Here is a 19378-nt window from a genome sequence, read left to right on the forward strand (position 1 = left end):
TTTTTGAAGGGGTAACTAAGTGAAAAATAGAGAAAATAACCATTTTTAGTTCTTGGAGGAAAACAAATGAACGATAATCAGCGGCGAGGCATTTGGAAGCTTAGGCGAGATGGATTTGGCTATGGTGCCATTGCTCAAATGTTAAATCTGTCTCTTGGTTCGGTGAAGCAATATTGCCGCAGACACCCAGAGTTAAAAGGAGTGGGTCAGTTCGTCAAGTATCAGCTTGATGAAGGAGAACGTCCTTATTGTAAGAACTGCATGAAAAAATTACACCATGCTGTCCAAGGCAGACCTAAAAAGTTCTGCTCAAATAGCTGCCGAGCGATTTGGTGGCGAAACCATCAAAGCCAACACGATAAAACCAAAACTGCATACGATGAATTGACTTGCCAAAACTGTGGTGAGTTTTTTTTATCTTATGCCAATCCAAAAAGGAAGTTCTGCGGACACCCTTGTTACGTGGAATACCGATTTAGAAAAGGAGTATCTAATGACAACGCAACCCAAGATGGAGATTAAGGAACTTCCCCTGAGTGACTTAAAACCAGCTTCTTATAACCCTCGAAAGAAACTGAAAAAGGGTGATAAGGAGTACGAAAAGATTAAACAAAGCCTACTCAAGTTTGGCTACGTTGACCCAATCATTGTCAACGAGGATTTGACAGTCATTGGTGGTCACCAACGCTTGACGGTATTGAAAGACCTCAAGTATGAAACGGCCAAGTGCGTCATTGTTTCTCTTTCCAAGGAAGACGAAAAGGCACTGAATATTGCCCTCAATAAAATCACTGGTCAATGGGATGACCAGCTTCTAGCTGACTTGCTTTTGGATTTGCAAGAGTCTGACTTCAACCTTGACTTGACTGGTTTTGAACCACCAGAGATTGATGACATTCTCTCCAACGTCCACGACAAGGACTTGACTGAAGATGACTTTGACGTGGAAGAGGAGCTGAAGAAACCAACTGTCGCAAGACGTGGAGACATCTGGCAACTTGGAAAACACCGAGTGATTTGTGGTGATTCAACCAAGGCAGAAACTTATGACCAGCTACTTGGTGATAAAAAAGCCAATCTTGTTGTGACGGACCCGCCTTATAACGTGAACGTGGAAGAGACGGCTGGAAAAATCCTCAACGATAATATGTCGGACGGGGACTTCTATCAATTCCTCTATGACATGTTTACTCAGGTTGAAAGCCACATGGAAGCTGATGCTTCAATCTATGTTTTCCATGCGGACACGGAAGGGCTTAACTTCCGTAAGGCTTTCAAGGATGCTGGTTTCTATCTGAGCGGTTGTTGTATTTGGAAGAAGAACTCACTGGTTCTCGGACGCAGTCCCTACCAATGGCAACACGAACCCTGTCTCTTTGGTTGGAAACAAAAGGGAAAACACCAGTGGTTCAGTGACCGTAAGCAAACAACTATCTGGGAATATGACCGACCTAAGTCTAGTAAAGACCATCCAACCATGAAGCCGATTCATCTCATGGCATATCCTATCCAAAACTCATCCATGCGAGGAACGTTAGTTCTTGACCCATTTCTTGGTTCAGGCTCAACCCTCATGGCAGCTGACCAAACTGGTCGAATCTGTTACGGCATAGAGCTTGATGAAAAGTTTGTGGATGTCATTGTCAAACGCTACATGGAGTCGACTGCTAATTCCGATGTGACAGTCCTTCGAAATGGTCAGACCTTATCTTATGACGAAGCTAAAGCACATATGGAGGATGACCTATGACTCTAACCTTTCTTGATTTCTTTGCAGGAGTGGGTGGCTTTCGTCGTGGGTTGGAATTGGCAGGTATGACCTGTCTTGGGTATTGTGAGAAGGATAAGTTTGCACGGAAATCCTATGAAGCAATGTACGATACAGAAGGAGAATGGTTTCATGACGACATCACAAGCATTGACCCCACACGACTTCCAAAAGCAGATTTATGGACTGCGGGAAGCCCTTGTCAAAATGTGTCTATCGCAGGAAAGCGAGCCGGCCTATACGGTGAGCGAAGTGGACTCTTTTTTACATTTGTTGACCTCATCCAAAGCCAAAAGGAAGAAGATAAACCCGAATGGGTTCTCCTTGAAAATGTTAAGGGACTTCTATCAAGTGGCGGGGGACGAGATTATCTCGACTATCTCTCTATCTTGGATGAAGCAGGGTACGACCTTGAATGGCAAGTGTTCAACTCAAAAGACTACGGAGTTCCCCAAAACCGAGAACGTATCTACACTCTCGGACATCTTAGAAGTCGAGGTCGACGACAAGTACTACCTCTCAGCGGAGAAGGCGGTAGCTATCTTAAGCAACTTGTAGGTGGCATGCAAAGCTATCGAGTCTACGACCCAAGTGGCATTGCCACAACCCTTGTTGGTGAGGGGGGAGGACTAGGAGCTAAGACAGGTCTTTATCTGATTGACCAGTCTTTGACCGAGCCAAAACTAACTGAAGAAGCACGGTGTATAACCGCTCGTTATACGGCAGGAGCTACAAAAAGAACAGCAATGAACTCTGGTGTTCTTGAGGTTCAGCCCATTCTGACCCCAGATAGAATCACTAAACGCCAAAATGGTAGACGGCTAAAGGAACAGGATGAGCCTATGTTTACTCTGACTTCTCAAGACCGTCACGGTGTCCTTGAAGGCATCAAGGTCAGAAATGGGACAAAGCAGGACTACCAAGTCGCAGAGGTTGGCGACTCTGTTGACCTTTCCTATCCAGGCTCACAGACGAGACGAGCCAGAGTAGGGAAGGGCATCGCACACAACCTCTCTTGTGGTGGTCAGATGGGTGCCGTGGTTTGGAAGGGTCGAGTGGTGAAAATCAGACGTTTGACCCCACGAGAGTGTTTCAGACTCCAAGGGTTTTCAGATGACTTGTTTGACAAGGCTCAGGCTGTTAACTCTGATGCCCAGCTCTACAAACAGGCTGGCAATGGCGTGACAGTAACCGTGGTTTATGCCATTGGGAAAGCTATTTTAGAAGCCAATAAATCTGCAAATAATAAGCAGAAATGACTGGATATAAGTCCTCTTTAGAGGTAATATGTAACCAACAAAAGAAGAGGAGAACAAAACCATGACAACCACAACACTTGAAAAACTTTACAGCCATTATCCAGCAACCGCAAGCATCCTTCCTTACAAGGATTGGGTGATTGTTGCCACACCAACTTACAAAGGCATTGTGGCTGAGATTTACAAATACGAGAGCCTTAGCGAGTACACCAATCGCATGGAGGCAGACCTTAACCTTGAGAAAACCTCAGAAGAAACCTTTCAAGACCAAGGTCACGCAGTCAAATGGGCATTTGAAACATTAGGAGCATAAGATGAACGACAAGATTCTAAACCGAATCAAGTCAACCTACCCAGAAGGGACAAGGGTGAGGTTAGTCCAGATGGACGACCCTCGCCCAGTTCCAGTGGGGATGCTTGGCACGGTGCTTGATGTAGATGACATTGGTTCTCTCCTTGTCTCTTGGGATAATGGACAGAGCTTAAACATATTGTACGGTATTGATAGTGTGGTCAAGGTTGAGCCTGACCGTGACGGCTTTATTCAAAGTCTCTACAACTATCTGAGACAGGGGTACAATGGATACGTTTTTGATAGTGGTGAGAAAGCCGTTCCCTTATCGCATGATGAGGTTATTAGCTTAATGACTAGTCCGACCGCTAGAGTTGAGATTGATGTGTTTGAAGATGAACGACATTACCATAACTTAGAACCGAGTGTTAAGTTATCTCGTGAGGAGATTGAAAGTGTTGTTAAGAACTAAAAGGTTTCTGTTTGAAGCCTTTTTTTGTGCCAAAAAGGAGGTGAGACCGTGGCAGTTAGAGGGCGAAAACCAAAGCCTACCAATTTGAAAATACTTGAAGGAAACTCAGGGAAACGACCTCTACCGATTAACGAGGTTAAGCCCAAACAGAAAGCCCCACGTTGCCCACAGTGGCTGGAAGATGATGCCAAGAAGGAATGGAAACGGATGGGAAAAATCCTCGAACAAATGGGGATATTAACGGAGATGGATATGACAGCCTTCGCAGGCTATTGCCAAGCCTATGCACGTTGGAAGGAAGCCGAAGAGTTTCTCTCCAAACATGGGTCCATCATCAAAACACCAAATGGTTATCTCCAACAAGTGCCACAGGTATCTATCAGTCAAACCAACCTGAAAATCATGCTCAAGTTCTGTGAGCAGTTTGGTTTGACACCATCAGCTCGTAATCGCTTGGCGACTATGGATGCGGAGGTTGGTACTGGTGATGAGATGGAGGATTTGTTAGGAGGTATTCTATGACTTATCACTATGAACCGAGTCCTTTTATGCTTCCGACTTCCCACTACGACAAGGCAAAGGCAGATAGGGCAGTTACCTTTATCAACAACCTTGCCCACACCAAGGGGAAGTGGGCAGGGAAGAAGTTTGATTTGTTGCCGTGGCAGGAACAGATTGTTCGTGACCTCTTTGGGATTGTTAAGGAAGATGGTAATCGTCAGTTTCTGACAGCCTACATCGAGATTCCGAAGAAAAACGGTAAGTCTGAACTTGCCGCAGCTATTGCCCTTTATCTTTTGTATGCTGACAATGAAGCCAGTGCGGAAGTGTATGGAGCGGCTTGTGACCGCAACCAAGCTTCCATTGTATTTGACGTTGCCAAACAAATGGTTCTCATGAGCCGACCGCTTGAGAAACGCTCCAAGATTATGGGGGCGACAAAGAGGATAGTGAATTATTCCAATGCTGGATTTTACCAAGTCCTTTCAGCTGAGACAGGGACAAAACACGGTCTTAACGTGTCAGGTCTTGTCTTTGATGAAATTCATGCCCAACCCAATCGTCATCTCTATGATGTCTTGACCAAAGGTTCTGGTGATGCCAGGGAACAACCTCTCTTTTTCATCATCACAACAGCTGGGACAGATAAAAACTCCATCTGTTATGAACTCCACACCAAGGCTCTCGATATCCTTAAAGGTCGAAAGCAGGACACGTCCTTTTATCCAGTGGTTTATGGCCTTTCTGATGAAGATGATTGGAATGACGAAGCCAACTGGCTAAAAGCCAATCCGTCCCTTGGGCACACCATTGGGATTGACCGTGTTCGTGAAGCCTATCAACAGGCTCTTGATAACCCAGCAGAGGAGAATGTCTTTAAGCAACTCCGACTCAACATGTGGACGAGTTCTAGCGTGGCTTGGATTCCTGAACATGTCTATGCCAAAGGTAATGCCCCGATAGATTATGAAGCTCTTAAAGGTCGTGACTGTTACGCAGGGCTTGACTTATCAAGCACATCTGACATTACAGCCTTTGTTTTGGTTTTCCCACCACGACATAGCGAGGAGAACTACATCATCTTGCCATTCTTTTGGTTACCAGAGGACACCTTGGAACTAAGATGTCGTCGTGACCATGTCCTTTATGACGTTTGGGAAAGGCAGAGCTATATCAAGACAACCGAAGGGAACGTTGTTCACTATGGTTTTATCGAAGCCTTTATTGAACAACTCTCTGAAACCTACCACATCAAGGAGATTGCTTATGACCGTTGGAATGCGACCCAGATGGTGCAGAACCTTGAAGGAATGGGCTTAACCATGGTGCCTTTTGGACAGGGCTATAAGGATATGAGCCCACCGTCCAAGGAACTCTACAAACTCATGATGGAAGGGAAAATCCAACACGGTGGTCATCCTGTTCTTAAATGGATGGGACAGAATGTAGTCATGCGACAAGACCCTGCTGGTAACATCAAGCCAGACAAGGAAAAGTCAGTCGAGAAGATTGACGGTATTGTGTCACTTATCATGGGACTTGACCGTTGTATTCGCCACCAAGGTGATGAAACTAGTGTCTATGATGAGCGAGGGATATTGAGTTTTTAGTTGAAGTATAAAGAGAAGTTTGATAAAATGTAAATACAAATCATCTTTACAAAAGAGGTCTTTATTATGGCAAATACTCAACCAGTCAATTTTAGAGCAGATTCTGCCTTTTACCAACAAACCAAAGCAATTCTAGCAGATGAAAAGTTAACGCTTTCTGATGTTTTCAATGCGGCTCTCCGTAAAATTGCAACAGGGGCAGTCGATGCAAAAGAATTCGTTTCTAGCGATTTAACAGAATCACAGTATCAAATCGCCTTTGAAGATTTAAAAAAGGAGATTTTACTTGGGCATCAAGATATCATGGAGGGCAAGGTGACTGCGCTCTCTGATGTCAGAAAGGAATTTGGCCTTGACTAATCACAAACGTTACCATGTTCTTCTTGCAGACCATGCAAAGCAAGACTTGAGGGATATCCATGACTATATCTTAGTGAACTTTTATAGCCAGCAATCTGCAGATGGGAAGATTGATTTAATATTATCTGCTCTTGAAACCTTAGAAACTTTTCCTGAGGCCTGTCCTTTGGTATCAAGTCGTGGTTATGGTCAATTGACTGATGATGGTAAAATCTATCGCTATATGCCTATCGAAAACCATATTGCTTTTTATTTTATAGAGCAACACACCGTCAACGTTGCTCGTATTATGAATTCAAAGCAAAATTGGGCTAAATTATTTAATAAATAGCCATTGATTTTTTGACCGAAAGTTAGGATTTAGAGTCAAAATAGAACTATTAAGAAGTGAGGTTTTAATATGACGATTAAAGAAATTCAAGAGAAAATCGTAGCCGAGTTAAGAGATAAAGTTTCTGCAGGGGAATTTTCAGAGAATGATGCTGTGGCCTATTGGTCAGACGAGACTGGTGTTTATGCTTATTCACTTGAAGAAAAAGATATCGAACATCACTCTTCGGTGACGTCAATTCGAGATTTGATTGAGACTATTTTGGAAAGCTAAAAAGAATATAGCATGAAGCATCTCCAAATGCGGAGGTGCTTTTTTCGTACCCAAAATAAGGAGGGATTATGGGATTACTTGATGTACTAGGACTAAAAAGGGCAAGGGCTGAGCCTGTAGCTCGAAATAGCTATGAGGGACAGGACTTTTCTTACCTCTTTGGTCGCACAACCAGTGGGGAGAATGTGGATGAATTTAAGGCCATGCAGACGACGGCAGTTTATGCTTGTGTGCGTATTTTGGCAGAAGCTATCGCAAGTCTCCCTCTACATGTTTACGGACGCACAACCAATGGTAAGGAGAGAAAGATGGATCATCCACTTTACTTTCTGCTCCATGATGAGCCCAATCCTGAGATGTCATCCTTTGTCTTTCGAGAGACGATTATGAGTCACTTGTTAATATGGGGAAATGCTTATGTACAGATTATCAGGGATAAGGCTGGACGAGTGATTAGTCTCTATCCGCTTTTGCCAGATAAGATGTCTGTCCACCGTGATGATAGTGGGAAACTCTACTACAAATACCAAAGGCAAACCGAAGAGAATCCTAACTTCAAAGATAAAGGGACAGTCCTATTGAAGCAGGAGGATATTCTTCATGTGCCTGGTCTTGGCTTTGATGGCTTGATTGGTTACTCACCGATTGCCATGGCAAAAAATGCGATTGGGATGACACTAGCGACCGAAAATTATGGGGCAGCCTTCTTTAAAAATGGTGCTAACCCAGGTGGTGTCTTAGAACACCCAGGGATTTTGAAAGATCCTAAACGAGTTCGTGATTCATGGAATGCTGTCTATAATGGGGCGACCAACGCCCATAAGGTGGCAGTTCTTGAAGAAGGGATGAAGTATACCCAAGTCGGTATTCCACCAGAAGAAGCCCAGTTTCTACAGACACGGAAGTTTCAGATTAACGAAATTGCACGGCTTTACCGCATTCCACCCCATATGGTTGGGGATTTGGAGAAGTCGTCTTTTTCAAATATCGAACAGCAGTCACTTGAATTTGTGAAATATACTTTAGACCCTTGGGTAGTTCGGTTAGAGCAGGCCTTCAAGAGGTCTCTTTTTTTACCTGAAGAAAAGAAGCGTTATCTTATCAAGTTTAATGTAGACGGTTTGCTTCGTGGAGACTACCAAAGTCGTATGAATGGCTATGCCATCGCACGGCAAAATGGCTGGCTTTCGACTAATGACATTCGTGAGTTAGAAGACTTGAACTTGCTCTCTGATGAAGAAGGCGGAAACCTCTACTTGATTAACGGAAACATGACCAAATTAAAAGATGCTGGTGGTTTCATGAAGCAACCGACAGAAACGGAACCAGCTGAAGGCCCACCAGAGGAGGAAGAAGATGCGTAAATTTTGGAATTTTACTGACGAAGGAGAAGTCCGCACCCTTCGGATTGAGGGACAGATTGCGGACGAGACTTGGTTTGGGGATGAAGTCACCCCGCAGCTCTTTAAGAATGATTTGTTAGCAGGAACAGGCGACATCACCCTCTGGATAAACAGTCCAGGGGGTGATGTATTTGCGGCCGCTCAAATCTATAACATGCTTATGGATTATCAGGGCGATGTCCATGTCATCATTGATGGTCTAGCCGCCAGTGCTGCCAGTGTCATCGCCATGGCAGGGACAACAGTTTCCATGAGTCCAGTTGCCATGATGATGATTCATAACCCTTGGACGTTTGCGCAAGGTGAAGCGAAAGATATGGCCAAGGTCATTGAGATGCTTGGCGAAATTAAGGAGTCCATTATCAATGCCTATGAGCTTAGAACTGGACTTTCCAGAACCAAGATTTCTCATCTTATGGATTCGGAATCTTGGTTCAATGCCAAGAAAGCTGTGGAGCTTGGTTTTGCGGATAAAGTGCTCTTTGAGAAAGAGGAGACACCTGAGCAGGATCATCAAAATAGCTATACCTTTAGTAGAGTGACTGCTGCTCATGATTTGGTGGTGAAACTGCAAGCGAGCCTTCAACCGCCTAAACCACAGAAAACAATCCCTTTCAATCAGTTGGAAAAACGATTGAACCTATTGAAATAAAGGAGAATACCTATGTCTAAACTACTTGAATTGAAAGAAAAACGTAACGCTGCTTGGGCTCAAGCGAAAGCCTTTCTGGATACTGTTCGCTCTGAAGACGGCTTGGTATCGGATGAAGATTCCAAACGCTATGAGGAGATGGAATCTAAAATCGAGCTCTACAATAAGGAAATTGCTCGCTTGGAGCGCCAAGAAAAGATTGACCTTGAACTGGCGCAACCTACCTCACAAGCTCTAACGACGCAGCCAACAGTCATTGTCGATAACCAAAAAGAAGATGAAAAGAAAGGTGTGGCATCAGACATCTACACCCAGACTTTCTGGACCAGTGTTCGTAAGCGTAACTTCTATGACGTGAAGGATGTTCTTCGTGTCGGTGAAGACACAGAAGGCGGACACCTTGTCCCTGATGAATACGAGAAAAAGTTGATTCAGGGTCTCCAAGAAGAAAACTTTTTCCGTAGCCTGGCAACTGTTATCAAAACCTCTAGTGGTGAGCGTAAGATTCCAGTTGTTACGGGTCACGGGTCTGCCTCTTGGATGGACGAGAATGGGCTCTATCCAGAGACGGATGAGACTTTTGGTCAAGTGACTCTTGATTCACATAAGATTGGGACAGCAATCCGTATCTCTGAAGAATTGCTCAATGACTCTGTCTTTGACCTTGAGTCTTACATGACTTCTGAGTTTGCACGCCGCATCGGTACAGAAGAAGAAAAATCATTCTTGGTGGGTGATGGTTCAAAAAAACCAACAGGTATCTTTACTCAAGCAGACGTAGAAGGACCAACGACCGCAACCAAAGACATCACCTTTGATGACATGATTGAGCTTTACCACTCGCTTCCTGCTCCTTACCGTAAGAATGCAGTCTGGATTCTCCACGATACTACGGTTAAAGCAATCCGTAAGCTCAAGGACAATAACGGAAACTACATCTGGCAACCGTCCACACAGGCTGGTCAACCTGATTTGATTCTCAACCGTCCTTACTACACGTCAACTTTTGCGCCACTTCCAGAAGCAGGAAACAAAGCTATTGCATTTGGTGATTTCTCTTACTACTGGATTGCGGACCGTCAAGGGCGTACCTTCAAGCGTCTCAATGAGCTTTACGCTAACAATGGTCAGATTGGTTTTCTTGCCAGCCAGCGTGTGGATGGGAAACTCGTTCTACCAGAAGCGGTGAAGACTTTGACCATCAAAGGTAAAACGGCATGATGACGTTAGAAGAAGTCAAGCTCTATCTGAAAGTGGAAAATGGCGAGGAGGACTATCTAATCGAGCAGTTGATGACAACTAGCCGCCAACTCTGTGAAGATATCCTTCGTGAGACATCCACTTCAGAAGTTCTAAAGACGGCAATCCTCTATGGGGTTGCCTATCTTTATGAACACCGTGAAGAAGCCAATCACAAGGAGTTGAAGGAAACCCTCTATCATTTGCTTTTGGCAGATAGAAAGGATGTGTTCTGATGAAGATTGCGCCTCTAAGAGAACAGTTGGTCTTTCAAGAAAAGCGACTCAAGCAGGACGACATCGGAAACGAGTCGGCCATTTGGGATGACCTCTTTATGCGTTGGTGTTCTTGTCGTCCACTAGCTTTAACTGAAAGTGATGGGAGTGCGACAAAACTGATTCATAACAAGGTGCAGTTTACCTTGCGTTATGACAAGAAGGTTCTTGTCCTTAATTCTTTAACGACTCGGATTTTCTTTCGTGGGCAATTTTATGCCATAGAGTCTATTGATGGTGATACGGTGCCACGGAGCTTGATTTATATCGTTACGACTAAGGAGGAGCTTTATGACTAAGATTGGACTTGATGATTTAGCTTCTGTCATAGAAAAGGAGCTGACGACTTATGCCAAAGAGACCACAGATGTCATGCGTGAGGTGGTTGAGGAAGTGACAGACGATGCCGTTGATACCTTAAAGGTTACTTCCCCAAAACGACGAGGGAAATATGCTAAAGGGTGGACGAGTAAGACAACGACTGACACCAATACCGATCTGACTAAAACCATTCATAACCGAACGCCTGGGCTAACTCATCTGCTTGAAGATGGGCATGCCAAACAAAATGGTGGTCGGGTTGAAGGGCGAAAGCACATCGCTCCTGTCGAGAAAAAGGCAATTCAGTCGTTTGAAGACAAATTGCGACAGAAACTGTGAGGTGGTCTATGAGATTTGAAGAGCTTTTCCGTGTCTTGAAAGCAACCAAACTCCCAGTAGCCTATCACCATTTTGAGGAAGGGCACAGCCCCAGTCCGCCCTTTATGGTTTATCTGGTCACTGATTCAGATAATCTTGGGGCCGATAACTGGACTTATCACAAAAGGCTCAACGTCCAGATTGAGCTTTACACGACAAAGAAAGATTTAGCAACAGAAAAGACGGTGGAATCAGTTCTTGATGCCCACCGTCTTTATTTTGACAAGGTAGAGACTTACATCACTAGTGAGAAACTCTACCAAACCATTTATTCCATCACACTATTAGGAGGATAACCATGGCAGAAAAAAACAAGGTCACCTTTGGCCTACAAGATGTCCACTGGGCAGAAGTCACCAGTGAGGGAGCTGCCGGTGCTTTGACTTATGGTACTGTCGAGCGCCTTCGTGGTGCTGCAGAACTAACCCTTGAACCAACTGGAGACAAGGGTTCTTACAAGGCAGACAACATCAACTTTTACACCTCTGAATCCAATGACGGCTATGAGGGAACACTCAAAGTTGCCCTCTTGTCTCAGGAGTTTCTGACTCGTGTTTTGGGCGAGCAACTTGATGTGACCACCAATACCATTTCAGAGATTGCCAGCAGCAAGAAAAAGAACTTCGCTCTCATGTTCCGATTTGAAGGGGACAAGAAAGAGACGCTTCATGTGCTTTATTACTGTTACGCTTCACGCCCAACTGTAGGCTCTAAAACCAAGTCTGGGTCTGATATCAATGAGGTAGAGTTGACCTTTACGGCAAGTCCACGCCCACTTGATAAGATTGTTCGCCGCAGAACGACTGAAGAAACAAGTGATGAGATTCGTGAGAACTGGTTTAAGTCTGTCTTTGAACCAGCTGCTTAAAGGAGGAGAACATGCGACAAAACATCACCATTGCTGGGAAAACCTATCCCTTGGCTACGAATGCCTACACCCCAATTGCTTATAAGGAACAATTTGGAAAAGATTATTTCCAGGATCTCTTTAACATGTTAAGTGCGGAATCCATCATGACACAGCTTGAGCAATTGGAAGAGGGGGAAGAGTTAAAGGCTAGTCAGATTGACCTATCTATCTTGTCTGATTTCGACATGACCTTTTTCCACCGTCTCTTTTGGGTCTTTGCCAAGTCAGCCAATCCTCGAATCAAACCATTCGAGGATTTCTTTATGTCGATGGAGGAATTTCCCCTTCAGGAAGTTGGGCCAGTCTTGATGTCCATGCTTAACCAAGGGATGACAACCAGAAAAAAGCAGAAACTTCCGAAACAGCGAGCGAGGAAATCTTCACGGTAGAGAGTTACCTCTCTTGTTGTAAGGAGACTGGCCTTTCCATTGATGACTTAAAGCACATCTCAATTGGCATGGCACTGGATTATCAGACGGATTATGTGGAGCTAAGAAGCCGAGATGAGACTGGTGTTCGCAAAGCTACCCAAGCAGACTTTGACAATTTCTAGTAGGGAGGAGGAGTGACGATGGCAGGAAACATTAAGGGGATCACCATTGAAATCGGTGGCGACACCCAGCCCTTACAAAATGCCTTAAAGGGTGTGAACAAACAGGCTTCTGAAGCCACCAAAGAACTGCGTCAGATTGACAAGGCTCTTAAGTTTGATACTGGCAATGTCACTCTTTTGACCCAAAAGCAGGAAGTCTTAGCCAAACAAGTTGAAACAACTAAAGAAAAACTCGCCACACTTCGTCAAGCTCAAGCCCAAGTCGAGGCTCAGTTCAAGGCCGGTAACATCGGTGCAGACCAATACCGTGCCTTCCAACGTGAGGTGGAGAGTACTCAAACAGTCTTAAAGGGCTATGAATCAAAGCTAGAAAGTGTTAACAGAGCTCTCTCAGAAAACGGAGCGCAGGTTGAAACCAATCAGTCCAAGCTCAATCGTCTCCAAAATGAGCAGGCACAGTTGGTGTCAGAAAGCGAAAAACTCAATAGTTCCTTTAAGCTACAAGAATCGGCTTTAGGTTCGACTGCAAGTGAGGCTGATAAGTTAGCACTTGCCGAACAAAAGGTCGCTTCTCATTCAGAAATCCTTGAGAAACAGATTCATAATCTGGAACAACAACTCTCTTTGACAAAGAGCGAGTATGGGGAGAATTCAATTGAAGCTAACAAGCTTGAGAAAACTCTTAATGAGACAAAGACCGCTTACAACAATCTCCAAAATGAGATGGAGGAGTTGGCCTCTAGCTCTGCGAGTTCCAAGGCTTCTTTGGAAGAGACAAACAGCCTCTTAAAGGCTGACCTTCTCATGGAGTTTGGCGACCAACTGGGAGAGTTGTCACAGAAATTGATTGACTTCGGTCAACAATCGCTTGACGCATTTCTTGAAGTTGATGAGGGTATGGATATCATTGTCACAAAAACTGGAGCGACTGGTTCTGCCCTTGAAGAGATGACAGACATCGCTAAAACCCTAGCCACTGAACTACCAACGGATTTTAATACGGCAGGAAGTGCCGTAGGGGAGTTGAATACGCAATTTGGGTTAACAGGAGATGCTCTTAAATCAGCCTCTACCCAGTTGATTCAGTTCTCAGAGATCAATGGGAGTGATGTGACGAGCTCTGCCCTTTCAGCCAAACAAGCGATTGAAGCCTATGGACTTGAAGCGACTGATTTATCAAGTGTTTTAGACACGGTTACTTATACCAGCCAAGCAACAGGTGTTGGTGTCCAAGAGTTGATGGACAAGGCAGTAGTGGGAGCACCACAAATCAAAGCCCTTGGCCTTTCCTTTGATGAGGGCGTCACCTTGATGGGACAGTTTGAAAAAGCAGGGGTTGATTCTTCTGCAGCACTCTCGTCACTCTCAAAGGCAGCTGTTAAGTATGCGGGCGATGGGCTTACGCTTCAAGATGGACTTGCTGGAACCATTGAGCAAATCAAAACTTCAACCAGTGAAACAGAGGCTCTTTCTCTTGCCTCAGAAATCTTCGGAAGTAAAGCAGCTCCTCGTATGGTTGATGCCATCAAGCGTGGTGCTTTGTCTTTTGAAGATTTAGCAGGAACAGCTGATAAGGCAGCTGGGATTGTAACGCAAACTTATGAGGGGACGCTTGATCCTATTGATCAGTTTACAACCGCTCAAAACACGGCGAAGTTAGCGATGGCTGAAATAGGAGACGCTATTGCCGCAACCCTAGCTCCTATCTTGGAAATATTAGCGAGTTTACTTCAAGCTGTTGCCACATGGTTTTCTGGGCTATCAGAGCCAGTCAAGCAGTTTATTGTCATCGTCGGAAGTTTGGTCGCAGCTCTTGGTTTAGTCTTACCGATTTTCATTGCCCTGCAAGCGGCCACTATGGCTATGGGGACAACCATTATGGGGGTGGTAACTGCAGCAGCTCCAATCGTAGGGATTATTCTTGGTGTTATTGCCGCTATTGCCTTACTGGTTGTTGGGATTCAACAACTTTGGCAACATCACGAAGGCTTTCGGACAGCTGTGACAGAAATCTGGAATGCCATCTATGCCTTTTTATCTGTCATTATCCAACAGATATCAAGCTTTGTTATGTCGATATGGGGAACCTTGACTACTTGGTGGACAGAGAACCAACAGCTAATCCTTAATGCCGCAAATACCGTGTGGACAGCTATTTCAACAGTCATTCAAACCATCATGACCATTCTTGGACCTTACCTTCAAGCCAGTTGGGAGAATATCAAACTGATTATCACGACAGCTTGGGACATCATTAAAGTGGTCGTTGAAACAGCCATCAATGTTGTCTTAGGTATTATCAAGGCAGTTATGCAGATTATCACGGGTGATTGGTCAGGTGCCTGGGAAACCATCAAGCAGGTCGTCTCTACAGTTTGGGAAGCCATCAAGTCACTGATTTCGATTGTTCTAAATGCCATTGCGCAGTTCATTTCCAATTCCTGGAATGGTATCAAAGGCACCATGACAAACTTACTCAATAGTATCAAGGGTGTTGTTAGTAATGTCTGGAATGGCATTGAGTCCACGATTAGTTCCATTCTATCTAGTATTGGCTCAACGGTATCTTCCGTTTGGAACGGAATGAAGGCTACTATCTCAGGTGTCCTAAATGGTATTTCAAACACAGTGTCCTCTGTCTGGAATGGGGTCAAATCGACCATTACAATTGCTATCAATGGGGCAAAAAATGCGGTTTCTTCAGCCATCAATGCCATTAAGAATCTCTTTAATTTCAAGATTAAGTGGCCGCATATTCCTCTTCCGCACTTTAGTGTGTCAGGTTCTGCCAATCCCCTTGATTGGTTAAAAGGTGGCTTACCTAAGATTTCCATTCAGTGGTACGCCAAGGGTGGAATTCTGACTAAGCCAACGGCATTTGGTATGACAGGGGATAGCTTGATGGTTGGAGGAGAGGCAGGACGTGAAGCAGTTCTACCTCTTAATAACCAAACTCTTGGCAGTATCGGACGCAGCATCGCAGCCACCATGCCTAACAAGGGAACAAGCATAACAGTCAATATCACGGATGTTGTGATTCGTGAAGAAGCGGATATGAAAAAACTAGCCGATTATGTGGCTGGTCGATTAGCTGATGAAATGAATCGACAAGCCTTACTGAGAGGAGGAACAGTGTGATTAAACATAATGAATTGGTACTGAATGGAAAAGGAACCTCGTCTTTTCTTTTTAAAGTTCTTGTGGAAGATAGACCGAGCATTCAAGTGCCACGGTCTAAAACGCAACTCCTAGACCATCGTGGATTGAGTGGGGCGATTGTTCAAACCAATAAGCATCGTGAAGTGATTGAGAAACCTTATCGCTTGTATCTGATTGGTGCGAGTGAGAAAGGGGTCAATGAGTTCTCGGCTTATCTCATGCAGGAAGGGTTTTGGCTAGAAAGTGAACGCCTTAAGCTCACCAGGCTCTGGTGTTACCGAACGGATAGCTTTGACATCAAGCAGGATGACCATGATGTGTATGTGATTGATGTGACCTTTATCTGTCACCCCACTCGCTTTTTTAAGAGTGTGGATAGGCAAGTTTTGAGTGCCAATGGTGTGTTAAAAACACAAGGATCTGCCCTTGCCTTTCCTAGCATTACCATAACTGGTCAATCCGTATCAGAGACTTCGTTTACAGTAGGGGACCAAGTGATTCGCATTGAGAAATTTACAGAGCCTCTTGTTATGGTGAATCACCCAGACCGTCCTAGTTTTAAGACCCTATCAGGGAAAGCTGTCAAGTGGTCTGGGGACTTCATCACGATTGATGCTAGTCATCCAACACAATCTGTCGGAGTGATTTTAGGCAGTGGGATACTATCGCTTACCTTTGAGACGAATTGGGGGTGGGTGTGATGCTTTACCTTCTTGATGGTCAAACAAAGACAGCGAAATGGAATGGTCAGCCATTATTTGAAACGGTGAGTGCAACGGTCGAAGAGGAGCTAAATGGTATCTTTCAGCTACGATTAACTTACCCCATTACGGATTCAGGTGTTCATGAAACCCTTAGAGCAGACGAGTTGATTTTGTGTCCAACTCCTGATTTGGGGAATCAGCTCTTTCGTGTTAAGCAGGCAAAAATTCAAGACGATAGGGTAGAGCTTGAGTGCTCTCACATTTCTGATGATGTGATGAAACGTCAAATTAAGCCCTTTTCTGCGACTAATACCACCTGCCAATCAGCCCTTATGAGGATGGTTGAGGTTTGTCCATCTGATTTAGGACTTTTTAGCTTTGACAGTGATGTGACGGAGCGTCATACCTATGTGTCTGACGAAGACTTGACACTTTATCAAGCTCTAATGGATGGTAAACATTCCATCCTTGGAACCTGGGAAGGTGAGCTCGTTCGTGATAACTTTCAGCTGATAGTTAAGAAACACCGTGGCAACGATAAGGGAGTTATTCTCACAAGCCATCACAATCTGAAAGCTTTTGAGGATAAGGGTGATTCTGAGAAGGTCATTACGCGCATCTATGCGACCTCAACCTTTCAGATAGAAGGTAGTGATGAGGATACCGTTCTTTCTGTCGTTGTGGAAAGTCCCCTCATTAACCAATACCCTTATGTCCACGAAGCACGGTATGAGAATAACACGCTTCAGACAGAGGAAGAATTGCGCCAATGGGCGATGGCTAAGTTCACGCATGAGCACATCGATAGCATCTCTAGACAGATAACCGTTGAAGCTTATCAGCTTGATGGTCAAGAAGTCCATCTGGGAGATACAGTCACTCTTAAAAGTCAAAAGCACAAGGTAGATGTTAAGAAAAAGGCAGTTAGTTATACCTTTGATGCTCTAGAAGAAGTGTATCTTTTGGTGACCTTTGATGATGAGGTTAGCTTTACAACCTCTGGATCATCAGGAAACAATTCGCTAACCAGTGCGGCTAAGACCATTCTTGATGTCAATCAGTCGGCTACAGAACACCGTGCGTCTAAGGAGCGAGCTAATTTTAAGAAGGTCTTTGATAGGCACTTTGAGCGTCTTCAAACAGAAGTTGAAGATGGTATCGCTAAGGCCAAAGCAGAAGGTGAGCGTTCTGGGAAGAAAGCTGCCCTTGATTATCTGGCAACGGATGCCCTTGAAGCACGAGTCGCAGCACTCCAAAAAGCTACGATTGATGAGTTGACCGTCTCTAGTTCAGCATGGATGACAAGGCTTGTCTCTCAACAGATTCTATCAGAGTATGTGAAGAGCCTAGAAATTGAAGCAGACAAGGTTGTTATTCCTGGCCAGCACACCCCAGTCTTTAGTTTGGATAGGGATGGGAGTCTTTCAATTGATACGCCACTCCTAAAGGTGAGAGGGGACAGCCTAGCGACAAAAGTTGATCTTAAAACTATCTCTTTAACCCCTGGACCAAAGGGGGACGCCGGAGCAGATGGGGTGGGCATTCAATTAAGGGAGCAGTACTACTTAGTCTCTGCACAAAAGACTGGTATTACCACAACAAGCTCTGGTTGGAGCAAAACTATTCCCTCACTCACCTCAACGCTTAAGTATCTGTGGAACTATGAAAAAACCACGTTTACTAATGGCTCAACAACGGTAACAACGCCAATTGTCATCGGAGTTTATGGGGATAAGGGTGTGGATGGAAAGGCTGGTAAGGATGGAAAGACCCTATACACTTGGCGCATGTACGCAGATAGTGACAAGGGAGATGGGATTTCTGCCGTCTCAACTGGCAAACGCTACCTCGGACTAGCTGTCAATAGGGAGAGTGCTACGCCTTCAACCAATCCTAGTGACTATACCTGGTCTTCCTTTTTTGAGGGAACGGAACTGGGAGGTCGTAATTACATTGACGATTACGCCATGAAGGCTGTGACCTTTTCATCAGTAACCTCTGAGTGGAAGAAGGAGGTGGTTGAGGATACGAGTTCTGTTAGTGGCGTGACTGTAAAGATGACCTGTACCAAAGCAGGTACAGCTGGATTTCATCGGAACTTCTATGATTTAAGGAGTCGAATTGGTGCGACTATGACTTTTTCAATTGATATTAAGTGTTCAAAATCTGTCACACTCAATATGGGTTGTGAACTCGGTGGAACGAAAGCTTACGAAGTAACAACAGATTGGCAAAGGTTTGTTTCTTCATGGAAAGTAAGTAGTTATCAGTACTATTCTTATATCTTTTACTTAAAGTCAGGTTCGTGGTCAGTAGGAGATGTGGTTTATCTTAGAAATGTTCAATTGGAAGATGGCAACGTTGCTTCAGCGCCTGGGCCTTCTTTGAATGATCTTATCGCTCAGATTGATACCAAAGCTGACAACGGGTTTATGAAGCAGCAATTAGACCTTCTAACTGAAAAGACAGAATCTCTCCGAGTGGACCTTGAAGCGAGAGCTTTGGCAAAAGAAGTAGCTGATTGGCTCAAGTCTTATAAAGAGTTTGAGAAGAATAATGAAGCTGTCCTTGCGCAATTTAATCAAGACTTTATTGATAATACAGCTCGTATCGCAGCGATTGAAGCCGATCTTAAAGCCAACAGTCTATTGCTTAACTTTGTCAATACTTATCTGAGAGCTGGTGATAATGGGGTGATTATTGGTAAGAAGGATAACTCTGAATATATCGAATTAACCTCACAAGGGATGATGATTAAGTCAGCTGGTAATGCCGTCATGACGGTTACAGCTGGTGTCATTAAAATTCATCATGGGGTTTTTGTGGAGACCTTACAGGTTGGTTATTACCGACTAGAAGCCGCAAGGCATAATGCCAAGCATCTAGTTTGTCGTTTTATTGATGCCAAGTAGAAAGGA

Annotated in this window: 22 protein-coding genes; all 22 read left to right on the top strand. The window is 44.4% G+C overall.

What is annotated here, in order from left to right:
- The first annotated feature begins 66 nt into the window (after positions 1–66).
- The 22 genes from HMPREF2933_RS05390 (at position 67) to HMPREF2933_RS05495 (ending at position 19372) form a co-directional block, all read left to right on the top strand.
- Entirely contained in the window at positions 67–522 is a 456-nt protein-coding gene (locus tag HMPREF2933_RS05390; protein ID WP_017646677.1) for an RNA polymerase sigma factor, read from the top strand.
- On the top strand, positions 494–1750 hold the full coding sequence (locus tag HMPREF2933_RS05395) for a site-specific DNA-methyltransferase (protein ID WP_017646678.1): 1257 nt from the start codon (positions 494–496) through the stop codon (positions 1748–1750). The genes HMPREF2933_RS05390 and HMPREF2933_RS05395 overlap by 29 nt, the downstream gene beginning before the upstream one ends.
- On the top strand, positions 1747–3027 hold the full coding sequence (locus HMPREF2933_RS05400) for a DNA cytosine methyltransferase (RefSeq protein ID WP_017646679.1): 1281 nt from the start codon (positions 1747–1749) through the stop codon (positions 3025–3027). The genes HMPREF2933_RS05395 and HMPREF2933_RS05400 overlap by 4 nt, the downstream gene beginning before the upstream one ends.
- Positions 3028–3088: 61 nt before the next feature.
- Positions 3089–3340, top strand: a complete 252-nt coding sequence (locus tag HMPREF2933_RS05405) for an Nmad4 family putative nucleotide modification protein (protein WP_017646680.1) — start codon at positions 3089–3091, stop codon at positions 3338–3340.
- Between the two features lies 1 nt (position 3341).
- Complete coding sequence (locus tag HMPREF2933_RS05410) at positions 3342–3791, top strand: DUF4314 domain-containing protein (RefSeq protein ID WP_017646681.1); 450 nt, start codon at positions 3342–3344, stop codon at positions 3789–3791.
- A 48-nt stretch (positions 3792–3839) separates the two neighbouring features.
- Positions 3840–4313 carry a phage terminase small subunit P27 family gene (locus HMPREF2933_RS05415; RefSeq protein ID WP_017646682.1) on the top strand — a complete coding sequence of 158 codons (474 nt, stop codon included), beginning with the start codon at positions 3840–3842 and terminating at the stop codon, positions 4311–4313.
- Positions 4310–5902 (top strand): terminase large subunit, encoded by a 1593-nt coding sequence (locus tag HMPREF2933_RS05420; RefSeq protein WP_017646683.1) that lies wholly within the window; start codon positions 4310–4312, stop codon positions 5900–5902. The genes HMPREF2933_RS05415 and HMPREF2933_RS05420 overlap by 4 nt, the downstream gene beginning before the upstream one ends.
- Before the next feature lie 66 nt (positions 5903–5968).
- On the top strand, positions 5969–6262 hold the full coding sequence (locus HMPREF2933_RS05425; RefSeq protein ID WP_017646684.1) for a type II toxin-antitoxin system RelB/ParD family antitoxin: 294 nt from the start codon (positions 5969–5971) through the stop codon (positions 6260–6262).
- On the top strand, positions 6255–6593 hold the full coding sequence (locus HMPREF2933_RS05430) for a type II toxin-antitoxin system RelE/ParE family toxin (protein WP_017646685.1): 339 nt from the start codon (positions 6255–6257) through the stop codon (positions 6591–6593). The genes HMPREF2933_RS05425 and HMPREF2933_RS05430 overlap by 8 nt, the downstream gene beginning before the upstream one ends.
- Before the next feature lie 69 nt (positions 6594–6662).
- Complete coding sequence (locus HMPREF2933_RS05435) at positions 6663–6866, top strand: hypothetical protein (protein ID WP_017646686.1); 204 nt, start codon at positions 6663–6665, stop codon at positions 6864–6866.
- Positions 6867–6934: 68 nt separating this feature from the next.
- On the top strand, positions 6935–8230 hold the full coding sequence (locus HMPREF2933_RS05440; protein WP_017646687.1) for a phage portal protein: 1296 nt from the start codon (positions 6935–6937) through the stop codon (positions 8228–8230).
- A complete protein-coding gene (locus HMPREF2933_RS05445) occupies positions 8223–8921 on the top strand; it encodes a head maturation protease, ClpP-related (protein WP_017646688.1) in 699 nt (232 codons plus the stop codon). The genes HMPREF2933_RS05440 and HMPREF2933_RS05445 overlap by 8 nt, the downstream gene beginning before the upstream one ends.
- 12 nt (positions 8922–8933) lie before the next feature.
- Positions 8934–10142 carry a phage major capsid protein gene (locus HMPREF2933_RS05450; protein ID WP_017646689.1) on the top strand — a complete coding sequence of 403 codons (1209 nt, stop codon included), beginning with the start codon at positions 8934–8936 and terminating at the stop codon, positions 10140–10142.
- Positions 10139–10396, top strand: a complete 258-nt coding sequence (locus HMPREF2933_RS05455; RefSeq protein WP_017646690.1) for a head-tail connector protein — start codon at positions 10139–10141, stop codon at positions 10394–10396. The genes HMPREF2933_RS05450 and HMPREF2933_RS05455 overlap by 4 nt, the downstream gene beginning before the upstream one ends.
- On the top strand, positions 10396–10734 hold the full coding sequence (locus HMPREF2933_RS05460; protein WP_017646691.1) for a head-tail adaptor protein: 339 nt from the start codon (positions 10396–10398) through the stop codon (positions 10732–10734). The genes HMPREF2933_RS05455 and HMPREF2933_RS05460 overlap by 1 nt, the downstream gene beginning before the upstream one ends.
- Entirely contained in the window at positions 10727–11095 is a 369-nt protein-coding gene (locus HMPREF2933_RS05465) for an HK97 gp10 family phage protein (protein ID WP_017646692.1), read from the top strand. The genes HMPREF2933_RS05460 and HMPREF2933_RS05465 overlap by 8 nt, the downstream gene beginning before the upstream one ends.
- A gap of 8 nt (positions 11096–11103) precedes the next feature.
- Positions 11104–11430: a hypothetical protein gene (locus HMPREF2933_RS05470; protein ID WP_017646693.1), complete on the top strand. Its 327-nt coding sequence runs from the start codon at positions 11104–11106 to the stop codon at positions 11428–11430.
- Positions 11431–11432: 2 nt separating this feature from the next.
- On the top strand, positions 11433–12002 hold the full coding sequence (locus HMPREF2933_RS05475; RefSeq protein WP_017646694.1) for a major tail protein: 570 nt from the start codon (positions 11433–11435) through the stop codon (positions 12000–12002).
- Positions 12003–12013: 11 nt separating this feature from the next.
- Positions 12014–12433 carry a hypothetical protein gene (locus tag HMPREF2933_RS05480; protein WP_001249611.1) on the top strand — a complete coding sequence of 140 codons (420 nt, stop codon included), beginning with the start codon at positions 12014–12016 and terminating at the stop codon, positions 12431–12433.
- 182 nt (positions 12434–12615) lie between these two features.
- Positions 12616–15735, top strand: coding sequence for a phage tail tape measure protein (locus HMPREF2933_RS05485; RefSeq protein ID WP_017646695.1), 3120 nt, complete (start codon positions 12616–12618; stop codon positions 15733–15735).
- Positions 15732–16457: a phage tail protein gene (locus HMPREF2933_RS05490; RefSeq protein WP_017646696.1), complete on the top strand. Its 726-nt coding sequence runs from the start codon at positions 15732–15734 to the stop codon at positions 16455–16457. The genes HMPREF2933_RS05485 and HMPREF2933_RS05490 overlap by 4 nt, the downstream gene beginning before the upstream one ends.
- Positions 16457–19372 (top strand): phage tail spike protein, encoded by a 2916-nt coding sequence (locus tag HMPREF2933_RS05495; protein WP_017646697.1) that lies wholly within the window; start codon positions 16457–16459, stop codon positions 19370–19372. Before HMPREF2933_RS05490 ends, HMPREF2933_RS05495 begins: the two co-directional genes overlap by 1 nt.
- Positions 19373–19378 lie beyond the last annotated feature (6 nt).

It is taken from the genome of Streptococcus sp. HMSC066F10 (assembly GCF_001813805.1).
Taxonomy (GTDB): domain Bacteria; phylum Bacillota; class Bacilli; order Lactobacillales; family Streptococcaceae; genus Streptococcus; species Streptococcus vaginalis.

Excerpts from the sequence above, each read along its gene's own strand:
- HMPREF2933_RS05390 (WP_017646677.1), top strand. The coding sequence starts at position 67 with ATGAACGATAATCAGCGGCGAGGCATTTGGAAGCTTAGGCGAGATGGA.
- HMPREF2933_RS05395 (WP_017646678.1), top strand. The coding sequence starts at position 494 with ATGACAACGCAACCCAAGATGGAGATTAAGGAACTTCCCCTGAGTGAC.
- HMPREF2933_RS05400 (WP_017646679.1), top strand. The coding sequence starts at position 1,747 with ATGACTCTAACCTTTCTTGATTTCTTTGCAGGAGTGGGTGGCTTTCGT.
- HMPREF2933_RS05405 (WP_017646680.1), top strand. The coding sequence starts at position 3,089 with ATGACAACCACAACACTTGAAAAACTTTACAGCCATTATCCAGCAACC.
- HMPREF2933_RS05410 (WP_017646681.1), top strand. The coding sequence starts at position 3,342 with ATGAACGACAAGATTCTAAACCGAATCAAGTCAACCTACCCAGAAGGG.
- HMPREF2933_RS05420 (WP_017646683.1), top strand. The coding sequence starts at position 4,310 with ATGACTTATCACTATGAACCGAGTCCTTTTATGCTTCCGACTTCCCAC.
- HMPREF2933_RS05425 (WP_017646684.1), top strand. The coding sequence starts at position 5,969 with ATGGCAAATACTCAACCAGTCAATTTTAGAGCAGATTCTGCCTTTTAC.
- HMPREF2933_RS05435 (WP_017646686.1), top strand. The coding sequence starts at position 6,663 with ATGACGATTAAAGAAATTCAAGAGAAAATCGTAGCCGAGTTAAGAGAT.
- HMPREF2933_RS05440 (WP_017646687.1), top strand. The coding sequence starts at position 6,935 with ATGGGATTACTTGATGTACTAGGACTAAAAAGGGCAAGGGCTGAGCCT.
- HMPREF2933_RS05445 (WP_017646688.1), top strand. The coding sequence starts at position 8,223 with ATGCGTAAATTTTGGAATTTTACTGACGAAGGAGAAGTCCGCACCCTT.
- HMPREF2933_RS05450 (WP_017646689.1), top strand. The coding sequence starts at position 8,934 with ATGTCTAAACTACTTGAATTGAAAGAAAAACGTAACGCTGCTTGGGCT.
- HMPREF2933_RS05455 (WP_017646690.1), top strand. The coding sequence starts at position 10,139 with ATGATGACGTTAGAAGAAGTCAAGCTCTATCTGAAAGTGGAAAATGGC.
- HMPREF2933_RS05460 (WP_017646691.1), top strand. The coding sequence starts at position 10,396 with ATGAAGATTGCGCCTCTAAGAGAACAGTTGGTCTTTCAAGAAAAGCGA.
- HMPREF2933_RS05465 (WP_017646692.1), top strand. The coding sequence starts at position 10,727 with ATGACTAAGATTGGACTTGATGATTTAGCTTCTGTCATAGAAAAGGAG.
- HMPREF2933_RS05470 (WP_017646693.1), top strand. The coding sequence starts at position 11,104 with ATGAGATTTGAAGAGCTTTTCCGTGTCTTGAAAGCAACCAAACTCCCA.
- HMPREF2933_RS05475 (WP_017646694.1), top strand. The coding sequence starts at position 11,433 with ATGGCAGAAAAAAACAAGGTCACCTTTGGCCTACAAGATGTCCACTGG.
- HMPREF2933_RS05480 (WP_001249611.1), top strand. The coding sequence starts at position 12,014 with ATGCGACAAAACATCACCATTGCTGGGAAAACCTATCCCTTGGCTACG.
- HMPREF2933_RS05485 (WP_017646695.1), top strand. The coding sequence starts at position 12,616 with ATGGCAGGAAACATTAAGGGGATCACCATTGAAATCGGTGGCGACACC.
- HMPREF2933_RS05495 (WP_017646697.1), top strand. The coding sequence starts at position 16,457 with ATGCTTTACCTTCTTGATGGTCAAACAAAGACAGCGAAATGGAATGGT.